Source organism: Halobacillus sp. K22, from assembly GCF_052246795.1.
Taxonomy (GTDB): Bacteria; Bacillota; Bacilli; order Bacillales; family Halobacillaceae; genus Halobacillus.
In genome coordinates this window covers 284,125-295,417 of record NZ_JBQQCN010000002.1, presented here as the reverse complement: position 1 = coordinate 295,417, position 11,293 = coordinate 284,125, and the positions used below count along the sequence as shown (strand labels likewise).

6 protein-coding genes are annotated in these 11,293 nt (G+C 47.6%); 2 read left to right on the top strand and 4 right to left on the bottom strand.

Translation table 11 applies throughout. From position 1 onward, the window contains the following. Positions 1–574: 574 nt before the first annotated feature. A complete protein-coding gene (locus ACTWPM_RS03085) occupies positions 575–2,782 on the top strand; it encodes a 5'-nucleotidase C-terminal domain-containing protein (RefSeq protein WP_443131599.1) in 2,208 nt (735 codons plus the stop codon). A gap of 149 nt (positions 2,783–2,931) precedes the next feature. Here the strand turns inward: ACTWPM_RS03085 and ACTWPM_RS03080 are convergent, their stop codons facing one another. Both ACTWPM_RS03080 and ACTWPM_RS03075 read right to left on the bottom strand, forming a co-directional pair. Then, a complete protein-coding gene (locus ACTWPM_RS03080; protein WP_443131598.1) occupies positions 2,932–3,177 on the bottom strand; it encodes a DUF3006 domain-containing protein in 246 nt (81 codons plus the stop codon). 12 nt (positions 3,178–3,189) lie between these two features. Beyond that, positions 3,190–4,815 (bottom strand): S-layer homology domain-containing protein, encoded by a 1,626-nt coding sequence (locus ACTWPM_RS03075; RefSeq protein WP_443131597.1) that lies wholly within the window; start codon positions 4,813–4,815, stop codon positions 3,190–3,192. Between the two features lie 247 nt (positions 4,816–5,062). Between ACTWPM_RS03075 and ACTWPM_RS03070 the strand changes: the two genes are divergently transcribed. Then, positions 5,063–7,681, top strand: coding sequence for a S8 family serine peptidase (locus ACTWPM_RS03070; RefSeq protein WP_443131596.1), 2,619 nt, complete (start codon positions 5,063–5,065; stop codon positions 7,679–7,681). A gap of 77 nt (positions 7,682–7,758) precedes the next feature. Here the strand turns inward: ACTWPM_RS03070 and ACTWPM_RS03065 are convergent, their stop codons facing one another. Then, positions 7,759–8,655, bottom strand: a complete 897-nt coding sequence (locus ACTWPM_RS03065) for an accessory Sec system S-layer assembly protein (RefSeq protein ID WP_443131595.1) — start codon at positions 8,653–8,655, stop codon at positions 7,759–7,761. Next, on the bottom strand, positions 8,633–11,017 hold the full coding sequence (gene secA2 / locus ACTWPM_RS03060) for an accessory Sec system translocase SecA2 (protein WP_443131594.1): 2,385 nt from the start codon (positions 11,015–11,017) through the stop codon (positions 8,633–8,635). The genes ACTWPM_RS03065 and secA2 overlap by 23 nt, the downstream gene beginning before the upstream one ends. Positions 11,018–11,293 lie beyond the last annotated feature (276 nt).

Genomic DNA, 11,293 nt, shown 5'->3' with positions numbered 1-11,293 from the left:
AGCTTGAGCCATAGACCGAAGGTGTTTTTTGATACCCATAAGATCATCCTTTCTTAGAAAATTCTTCAAAGAAGGATAACGTTTATAAAGGGTTATACGAAATTATGAGCTTAGCTTGACGGGTATGGGGAAAAGGCGAGACTCCCATGGGAGAAGGGACTAGGTGAGATCCCGCAGGGAGTGAAACGAGCGAGGAAGCTCACCGTTCCCCCATAGGAAAGCGAGTTATTTCCCCGACAGCCCGCTCCTTATATCGTAACGGGCCCCATTTATCTCGAAACTGAGTCTTACACTTTAATGGAAGAATGTTTTATGAAAAATCGTCAGCTCCGTGTCTTTTAGTCTTTTGCACGAAAGGAAGCCACAATCTTAAAAAATATCAATCTTTCTTGAGTTCCGGTAAAAAAATTGTAAAATTTTAAGATTTTAGAGGAATTTTATGGACAATCGTGTAAGATTTATAGTGTAGACTTTTTATCGAAATGAGGGAGGAAAGTAGAGTACATAAATACTATTTGCCACGGTCGTAAAATAGAAAGCCAGATTCATAAATTGAAGGAGGAGTTTTATTAAAATGAAAAAGCTACATAGCAAGTTTGTGGTATCTTCCATGGGAGCCGCTCTAGTGGCGTCCGCTTTAACTCCAGCTGTCAGCATTTCCGCAGAAGAAACATTCCCGGATGTTCACGAGGATCATCCTTATTACGAAGTCATTCACCAGCTGGCGGAGGCCGGCGTTGTAAAGGGATATGAAGATGGGACATTCCGTTTGGGCAACTCCGTTACGCGTGCTGAAGTTTCTCTCATGCTGGCCAAAATTCTTGATCTGAATTTGAATGCCGATCCTGCCCCTTATCCAGACGTTGATCAGGATCACTGGTATGCGGATGCGGTCAATGCCCTTCACGAATCTGGTATTATTCACGGGATGGACGATGGCACCTTTGCTCCGCAAGCAAAAATGTCCCGCGCTGAATTTGCTCAGATTATTATGGAAGCCTATGAAATTGAACCTGTAGACGCCGGACATCCATTTGAGGATGTTGAGGAAGGCGATTGGTACGAAACAGCGATTGAAACGCTTTATGCCAATGGTTTAATTGTAGGACAGGATAAGAAGCATTTCGGTCCCGATGCTGATGTGAAGCGCGGAGACTTCGCCTGGCTTCTTGCGAACACAGACTATGAATTCGGTTCAAAACTGCCGAAGCCATCGGATTTTGACCTTTCGCTTATGCACACCAATGACACACATGGTCACTTGGATGACGTAGCGAAACGCGTAACAGCGGTGGAAGAAGTACGTGCTGAGAATCCGGATGCGCTGCTGCTGGATGCTGGAGACGTGTTCTCTGGTACGCTGTATTTCAATGAATTTAAAGGTCAGGCGGATCTCGAGTTTATGAATATGATGGACTATGATGCCATGACTTTCGGCAACCATGAATTCGATCTTGGCTCTTCCGCGGAAGGACACCAGGCCCTTGCTGAGTTTGTAAAAGGAGCAGAGTTCCCGTTTGTCAGCTCAAATGTTAATTTTTCTCAAGATGAAAATATGAAAGGGCTATATAATAGCTACATTAGTAAGTTTCCACATAATGGTGAAATCTACAACAGCCTTGTTAAAGAAATTGATGGGGAAGAAGTAGGAATCTTTGGTTTAACGACTGCGGAAACAGCGGATATTTCAAGCCCTGAAGATATTACATTTGATAACTATATTCAAACGGCGGAAGAGCGAGTAAGAGCTCTTGAAGCGTTAGGCGTAGATAAAGTAATCGCGCTGACTCACCTTGGTTTCAATGATAATCCTGCTTATGACAATGACCAGCTGCTTGCTGAAGTGGAAGGCATTGATATTATTGTTGGCGGCCACAGCCACACCAGCTTAGATGAAGCTGTAGAAGTAACGACAGATGAAAACGGTGATCCGAAAGAACCGACGATTATCGTACAGGCTGGTCAGTACGGAGGAAACCTTGGGACACTGGATGTTGAATTCGATGAAGACGGTGTTGTAACGGATTACTCCAGTGAGCTGATTGATGTGTCAGAGAAAGAAGCAGATCCAGAAGCAGCAGAAGCATTGAAGAAATACTCGGATGACATAGAAGATCTTAAGAACGAAGAAAGCGGAGGAGTAGCTGCAGACGAATTCCCTAATCCACGTCTTGGTGACGGAGGATCCGTAAGTGTCCGTAACAGCGAGACAGCACTTGGTAATCTGATTACCGATGGTATGCTGGATAAAGCGAAGGAATACAACGATGATGTTGTAGCAGCCTTCCAAAACAGCGGCGGTATCCGTACTTCGATTGACGAAGGACCAATTACGCTGGGCGAAATTCTAACCGTTATGCCTTTCGGTAATACGCTTGCTACGATGGAATTGACTGGTGCAGAAATTAAAACAGCCCTTGAGCATAGTGTAAGTGAGGTTCCGGCAGAAAACGGTGGATTCCTGCAAGTATCCGGATTGAACTTCACCTATGACAGTTCTAAAGAAGCCGGTAATCGTGTCGAAGAAGTGGAAGTAAATCAAGACGGTTCATGGGAAACACTAAATGATGGAGATACGTATACGATCGCAACCAACGCATTCACAGCTAAAGGCGGCGATGGCTATGACGTATTTGCTCAAGCGTATGATGATGGCGATGTAACAGATCTGGGTCTTTCCGATTGGGAAGTATTCAGAGACTACGTAGCGGAGCAAGGCACAGTTACACCTACTACTGAAAATCGTATTGTAGATGAGAATAACGACAATGACAGTGACTGATAAAGAAATAGAATAAACAAAAAACCCGTAACGATCAAAAGAATCGATCGTTACGGGTTTTTCTTGTCGGAATTGTTATAAACTACCACCTCAGGTCATCCAGAATCTGGATGACCTGAGGTGGTAGTATTTGTATTCGGTGTTCGCTTTTATTTCTTTTTGGATTTTTTCTTTAGTTTTTCTAATTTTTCTTTGGCTTGTTTGCGGCGGTCGGCTGTTTCCTTTTCAAGCACTTGATAGTCCTTGCCATGACCGAGATCCGCAGGTTCTACCAGATCTCCTTCTTTGGCGTGAGAAGGCATACGCTCTATAGGAACCAGTTTTTCGTTATATTCGTTTCCTTTTTCTAAGAGAACGGCTTTCCCGTTTTCAAAACGATCAATGGTATAACGCATGGACCATTCACCTCAAAGTGTAATTTGCGGCTTGATTTCTTCAAGCGTGGCTTCTCCGATATAGCTCACATTAAGCAGCTCTTCGTAAGTTTGGAAAGCACCGTAAGTCTCACGATACTCGATGATATTCCCAGCAATGGTCGTACCGATGCCGCTAACCTCCTGCAGCTCCTCGTAGCTAGCAGTGTTCACGTTAATCAGGCCGGTCTTTTCATCGTCATTGCCACCAGTATTACCATCATTCTGCTCGTCTATACAAGGATCGCTGCCATCAAAGATCGAAGCGTTCACGTCATAGTTGCTTCCAGTAGAGGTGATCGTAATATCACCCTCGTCACAGGTGGAGTAAAGGTTGACGTCAGCCTGCCACAGACGTTCGACCACTTCAGAGTCCGGATGCCCGTAAGAGTTCTCTCCATAGGATAAGATCCCCACTTCAGGCTGTACTTCATCTATAAAATCATCAGAAGTCGAGGTGGAGGCACCATGGTGGCCGACTTTCAATATTTCAGCTTCTAAATTGTAAGCCGGGAGCATTTCTTCCTCATTATCAATGGTAGCGTCGCCGGTCAATAAGAAATCAACTTCACCGTGAGTGACCTTTAACACAATCGAGGATTCATTGTTATCACTTGAAGATTCTTCGCTGTTCATCACTTTCATACTCATGTCTTCATAGGAGAGAACTTCACCTTCGAAAGCTGTATCAAAAGGAATATCCTTCTCATCGATTAAGTCCAGGTATTCCATGTAAGTATCAGTTGTATGGGATTTGCCGCTGTCGAGCACTTGCTTAACGTCCATGGTTTCCAGCACATCGATCAAGCCGCCGATGTGATCAGCGTCCGGGTGAGTAGCAACCAGGAGATCAATCGTGTCGATACCTGCAGATGCTAAGTAATCCACCACTTCTTCTCCGGCTGATTTACGGCCGCCATCGATCAGGATCGTTTGGCCGGATGGCGTTTCAAGCAGCGTGCTGTCCCCCTGTCCAACATCAATGAAATGAGCCGTCATATCATCGAGAGGACGAAGATTTTTATTAACGGTATAGGATAGAACGACCGAAAATTCAGCACGGTTAATCGATTTAGTCGGGCGGAACGTGCCGTCTGTATATCCGTTGATGATGCCCTGAGATGCTAGGTCTTTGATGGCACCAGTCGGCCAGTAGTCAACGACGTCGGAGAAGGAAACACTTTCCCCGTAATTTCTTTTCACATTATAAGCGCGGTCGATCAAAAAGGCAGCTTCATCTCGCTTAATATCAGCGCCCGGTTTGTAAGTTCCATCCGGATATCCGGACACTAAGCCTTTCTGTGCTGCTACGGCGATCGCATTATAGTAAATACTGTCTCTGCTTAAATCATGAAATCCGGGATCTTCCTGGGCTACGGCATTCGGATACAAGTCATTGACAAGCATCATGGCTGCCTGTGCACGAGTGATAGGATCGCGGGGACCAAAGTATCCGTTCCCGTACCCATTAATAATCCCTTCGTTACTTAAATAAGTGATTTCTTCCTTTGCCCACGGCGTTTGATCCAAGTCGCGGAATGCATCTTCTGCCTGGGCGGGCTGTGTCGTTAAAGCTGTAACCAAAAGGAATGCAGCTATAAACACCATCAAATTTCTCATTATGCGTACCTCCAAGTTGTTTAGTCTTACCATACTAGCAATCTAGTCTATTGAAAAGGGTTTGTAACAAAACTGCCAAATATACCCACCTCAGGTCATCCAGATTCTGGATGACCTGAGGTGGAAGGAGGTGGTAATTAACAGGTCTGGGTCTTCGGTGGTGGTTTAATATAGGACTATATCCATTAGTATCCATTTAATGTTACGATTAGATTACAAACGTTGATAGATTAGTAGGAGGAATTGAATGAAGAAACGCACCAAGTATTCTGTTACATCCATGGTGATCAGCCTGACCCTGGTGGCGCCCGCCTTAGCAGGTATGGCCCCATCACCATCGGTCCAGGCCGAAGAAAGAATGAATAAGGTTCCTATAGAGGAGATCATTCAAGGAGAAACACAGACTTCCAAACCAGAAGCGGGAGATTCTTTCCGAAAGGATGACAGACCCGTCAAGCAAGTATATAAGAAAGAGAAATCCAAAAAAACAAAGCAAGTAGAAGAAGTCGATCTGAAAGACGTACATAACCGAGGTATCTTAATCGAAGTGAAGGAGTCTTCCTCTTTTTCAACAGAAGGGTACGAAGTAAATGAACGTCCTCTGGCAGAAGCCCTTAAAGAACATAACTTTCGACTGCTTGAAGTGAAGGAAGACCAGGATTATCACCAGGTGCTGCAGCGATTAAACGCAGACCCGGCAATCCTTACTGCCGATCCGGACTATATAAGTGAATCATCTTATGTTCCTTCCGACCCAAAATATTCAGGTCAGTATCAGTATGATGACATGAATATGGAGAAAGCCTGGAATGTGACGCGAGGTTCTGAGGATACAACAGTTGCGGTACTGGACACGGGAGTCTATAAATTTCACGAAGACCTACAGGGCGCTGTCCTGCCTGGCTATGATTTCGTTAACGATGACGCGAACCCAGATGACAATCACGGCCACGGCACGCATATCGCTGGATTAATCGCGGCAAATTTCAATGACCGGGGGATCGCAGGACTTGCTCCGAATACAAAAATTCTGCCGGTTAAAGTAGGAGATTCTGAAGGGAAATTCAGTGATTCCGATGTTTTGGCGGGTATCTATTACGCCATAGACCAGGAAGCAGATGTCATTAACATGAGCTACGGAGCTTATCATCAGTCAGCTGCTGAAGAACGGGCCCTCTGGAAAGCCCATAACGAAGGAATTGTTCTTGTGGGTGCGGCGTCCAATGAAGGAATTCGGGGTGCATCGTATCCGGCTTCCTACTTTCCAGTCATCAGTGTAGCAGCTACTGATCGCTCCGGTGACAAGGCTTCGTTCTCCAATTACGGAACCTGGATTGATTTAACAGCTCCCGGCGTTTTTCTGACCAGCACGTCTTATATGGGCGGCTACACTAGTATGAGCGGGACATCCTTTTCAGCGCCGCTTGTCTCCGGACTTGCCGCTATGATAATAGGAGAGAACCCCGGCTGGAATCCGGATGAAATCGAATGGGCCATGGAAAAACATGGAGAAACCCCCAACGCAAGCAGGTGGGACGAAGAGTATGGATACGGCGTTCCAGATGCTTTTGAAGCCGTCACCTCAGCAGCCGTTGATTTAAGCGATGATGTAAGCGACAAACAGGAAACTTCCTTTCATTTGGAAAAAGGTCAGCCGAAGCGGGAAAATCTGGACACGCCGAACGACTCTGACTGGTATGACTTCCGCGTGGATCATCCCACAACGGTGAGCGTCGACGTCACCAGTCGATCGGACAATGAAGACCTCGTGGCCGTCGTCTACAACCGCTACGGTGAACGTCAGGTTTTTGATAGCGGGTGGAAAGGAAACGGCGAATCCTTCACATTTGAAGCAAGTCCCGGCAAGTACACGGTGGAGATTTATGAGTACTTCAACCACTGGTCTGATGAATCGTATGTGATGGAAGTCAATTGGCCGGATCATCCGTACAAAGACGAAGTCGTTTATGAACAGGAGCCGAATGAGTTTCCGTCATTTGCGACAGAGCTTTCCTATGACCAGGCAGGGATTGGAACCTTTGACCCTTCCGATCTCGATTACTATGAAGTTGACTTCCCTTATTCAGGAAGTGTTGATGTTACGCTTGCCTCTAATGCTGATGCCTCCTCTATTGATCCGGAGGCGACTGTATACACCGATAACGGGGAAGGGACGATGGAAGCGTTGGAAGTAACACCGACCCAGCAAGACGAGGAGGACGGGGTGAAATCCACGACTGCTACGATAGAAGGCATCACACGCGGCACTCACTATCTCCTCGTGAAAAACCTGACAGGAGAAGCGGACCGGAACGAAAACTATGTATTGAGCATGGAATATAATGAAAAAACGTTCCCGGATGTCACCGGCACGTGGGCCGAACCTTATGTCAGCTACCTGTCCTGGGAAAACCTGATGACGGGGTATCCGGACGGTACGTTTGGTTTCCATGATGCGATTACCCGTGCGGGAGCGGCAACGATGATTGCCCGAGAACTGGACCTGCCACTGCAAGAAGCGGATTTTCCTGATGTGCCCAGCCACCACTGGGGATCAGAATATATCGGTGCACTGACCGAGGCCGGAATTTTATCGGGTTATAAAGATGGCACCTTCCAACCGAACGGCACGCTGACTCGAGCGGAGATGGCGACACTCGTCGTTCGCGCTTACGAATTAACAGGGCAGAGTTCCAGCACCTTTCCTGATGTAAAAGCTGATTCCTGGGCAGCCTCTTATATTGACACGCTCACTGCGAACGACGTAGTCAAAGGCTTTCCAGACGGCACCTACCGTCCCAATCAAGCGATTAAGCGCTCCGAGTTTGCCGTCATCATGGCAAAACTCCTGAGTGACGAATTATAGATTCATAGCAAAAAGACCCGGTCCCCCATTAGACCGGGTCTTTCCTATGATTACGTCTAAAAATCCTTCATTCGTGTTTAGTGAATCGGATAAGCTTTCCACCGGGACAGGTCAATCGTTTCACTCAGGATCATCGACTCCGGAAATACAAACGTCCACGGCTTACTCGTATTGCCTTTCACTTCCACGTGCTCAAGCTTGAACGCTCCCTGCGCCACAACATCACCCGTCGCATCCTCGACCTGGAGCGGCAGGTGGGGAAGGTTAATCGATCGGTCACTGCCATTTCGAATCAACAGCGCAACGTGGAGCGCACCTTCTTTCTGCTCAGCTTTCAAACTGACAAAATTAATTTCACCTGGCTTCGGCGGCTGCAGACCTTCGACATATCGTTCGAGCTTCTCAGCTTCACCTGCCGGAAGGGAATGCTCGAGACTTTCATCCAAGTCAAGCGTGTGCCGGCGGTGTTTCTGGCTGGGTTCAATGACGAGCTTCCAGCCATGCACCGGCGGATTGTCGTCGGCCGTCACACGGTGCTGCTTTTCGAACGTAAATGTCCACGGGCGGCTGGATTTTGCCGGTACCGTGCCGACTTTCTTCAGATCAAACCATTTTCTCGCGACAGGAAACCCTTGCTGATCGAGCAGGAGGATCGTCATCGTCTTCAGGTTGATACTTCGAGATAGGGAGTTTCTCACAAAGGCTTCAACAACGAGTGTGCCGTTCAGCTGCTTCAGATCGACGCCGTGAATACTGAACTGGTTCGGTTTAAGCGGAGGCAGCTCTTTATTCCAGAAGCGGTACACGTACTCATCTTCCTGCTCAAGCTGCCAGTCCGGATGAAAGGACAGCTCCGGATAAACAGTTTCTTCTTCTGATGCTTCCCCGGATACACCGAGTTCCTCTGCGTTCACCGCATTTTCGTCATAAGCTACATCAGCCTTGTGCTTTTTATGATTCAAAAAATCGAACATGTTTCGTTTCCTCCTTGGATTTCTCTAACGGCTCCAGCACGTCCGCCATCCAAAGGATCATTTCGCGTTTGATGGCATGAAACGTATGCTTGAACAGATCAAAGCCGTCCTGCTGGTACAGCCGGACCGGATCCTCTTGCTGATACTGCCGGATGCCGACGCCTTCTTTCAGGCGGTTCATCATCTCCAGGTGACGGATCCAGTGCCTGTCAAGAACCCGGAGTGCGCCCTGCGCAACCTTGTGCTGCACTTCCGGCCGGCTTTCATACGTCTGAATCTGCCCCTGATAACGCTCGGCCAGCGCATGAAGATCGGAGATAACCTCGGCTTGATCTTCATAATCGACCTGAGCAATTTGAATATCTATTCCCGGTGCGGCCCGTTTTAAATCCCTTTCGAGCTTATCCAGATCCCATTCTTCAGAAGCTGCCGTTTCCGGACAGTACGTTTGCACTAACTCATTAACGTAATCCAGGACCATCGGCGCGATGATCTTTATAGGATTTTCGGCATGTAGAATTTGATCACGCAGCCCGTACACCACGGTGCGCTGATCATGGATCACGTCATCCAACTTCAGGATGGAGGCCCGGATATTCGCCTGGGTGCCTTCGCTGATTTTTTGCACAGTATTGATGAACGCGTGAATCTGCTTGTTCAAAATTAACCCGTCTTCGTTCGTCTTCGGTGCTTTCCATTTACGGTCCCGTTCCGTCTTTCCGAAGCGCTCGAACATCTCATCCTCCAATGAAAGCAGGAAGCGGGAGGAGCCAGGATCACCCTGGCGGCCAGCGCGCCCTTTCAGCTGGTTATCAATGCGGCGCGATTCATGCCGTTCCGTTCCAATCACATGCAGACCACCAAGTGCGGCCACGCCTTCACCAAGGACAATGTCCGTTCCGCGGCCGGCCATATTCGTTGCAATCGTCACCTGGCCGATTTGTCCGGCGAGCGAAATCAAGCGGGCTTCCTGCTCCACACTTTTCGCATTCAAAAGCTCATGACGAATGCCTGCTTCCTGTAGCAAGTTTGAGACGTATTCCGACTGCAAAATGGAGGAGGTGCCGATCAGGACCGGCTGTCCTGAGGCGTTTACCGTTTCCACCTCACGAACAATCGCGCGGTACTTGTCCGCCTGCGTAAGGTACACCTGGTCCAGATGATCTTCCCGGAGCACAGGTTCGTTCGTCGGAACCGACCACACATTCATCCCATAAACACTCTGAAATTCGCTTTCCTCGGTCTTCGCCGTTCCGGTCATTCCCGTGAGCCTCGGGTACATCCGGAAGAAATTCTGTACCGTAATCGACGCCTGGGGCTTATTCTCTTCCGTAATCGCAAGCCCTTCCTTCGCTTCCAGCGCCTGATGAAGCCCGTCGGAGAGCGTGCGACCTTCCATTAGCCGTCCAGTGAACGTATCAATCAGCTTGATCTGCTGTTCATCCACCACATAATCTTTATCTTTATGAAAAAGAACCCGGGCCCGGACCGCTTGCATCATGTAGTGGTAAAGCGTCTGATGCTCGAGCTCAAATAAATTCTCAATATCAAAAGCGCTCTCAATTTTATGTATGCCCTGATCGGTAAAATGGACAGCTTTTGATTCCGGATCAAGCTGATAATCCACATCCTTATGGAACGTACGCATCACCAGAGCTCCCAGCTTATGAAGATTCGCGTGGGCTTCCATTTTGCCGGCGATGATCATCGGTGTCTTCGCTTCATCGATCAGTACGCTGTCAATCTCATCGATAATCGCCACATGATAGGGGCGCTGCACCTGGTTCTTTCGGTCCCGTGTCATATGATCGCGAAGATAGTCGAAACCGAAGGCGGTTCCTGTCCCGTAGGTCAGATCAGCTTGATAGGCTGCTTGTTTCTCAGATTGGGAGATTTGATTCATATTTAATCCAGTTCTTATCCATAAGAAGTCATACAATGGACTTAAAAGTTCATAGTCACGCTGTGCTAAATACTCATTGGCCGTAATCATATGGACACCCTTTTCCTCTAAGGCAAACAGATAGCCGGAAAGGGCGGCCACAAGCGTTTTTCCTTCGCCGGTCGCCATCTCTGCAATATGGCCATCCGACATGATCAATCCTCCGAGCAGCTGAACGTCATAGGGACGAAGGCCAAGCACCCGGCGGGCAGCTTCGCGCACGACGGCAAAGGCTTCCGTGCGAATGTCATAAATGGACTTCCCATCAAGCAGCGAGGTCTTGAATTCGCTGGTTTTCGCCCGCAGTTCATCATCAGAGAGAGCGGTCATCGCGTCTTCCAATCGGCTGATGGCGCGGAGTTCTTGTTCGTAAGTCTTCCATTCACGTCCCCTTCTGTCAGGGAAGAGTTTCTTCTTCATGGTGGATGCTCCTTGGTTAGGTAGTTATCATTCACTTTACCATGGAAACTCCTGTCATTTCTACACGAATTACGTTAAGTTTTGGGAACGAAAAATCATTTCGTGTGCCTAGTCTTTTAAACCTAGAATTCTATCATTATTGCATGATTTTTCCACTGAATGAGGACAAGGTCCTGAATGTTACAATTTGTAATTTTATGAATATTTGAATATACTTAAGGTTGTAAAAAAGTAGAAAGGAGGGTAATTTTAGGTTTTTTGATAGAAATAATAAGG

Bases quoted from the DNA above. Each gene is read 5' to 3' on its own strand.
- ACTWPM_RS03065 (WP_443131595.1), bottom strand. From the start codon at position 8,655: ATGTTCGATTTTTTGAATCATAAAAAGCACAAGGCTGATGTAGCTTAT.
- ACTWPM_RS03075 (WP_443131597.1), bottom strand. From the start codon at position 4,815: ATGAGAAATTTGATGGTGTTTATAGCTGCATTCCTTTTGGTTACAGCT.
- secA2 (WP_443131594.1), bottom strand. From the start codon at position 11,017: ATGAAGAAGAAACTCTTCCCTGACAGAAGGGGACGTGAATGGAAGACT.
- ACTWPM_RS03070 (WP_443131596.1), top strand. From the start codon at position 5,063: ATGAAGAAACGCACCAAGTATTCTGTTACATCCATGGTGATCAGCCTG.
- ACTWPM_RS03085 (WP_443131599.1), top strand. From the start codon at position 575: ATGAAAAAGCTACATAGCAAGTTTGTGGTATCTTCCATGGGAGCCGCT.
- ACTWPM_RS03080 (WP_443131598.1), bottom strand. From the start codon at position 3,177: ATGCGTTATACCATTGATCGTTTTGAAAACGGGAAAGCCGTTCTCTTA.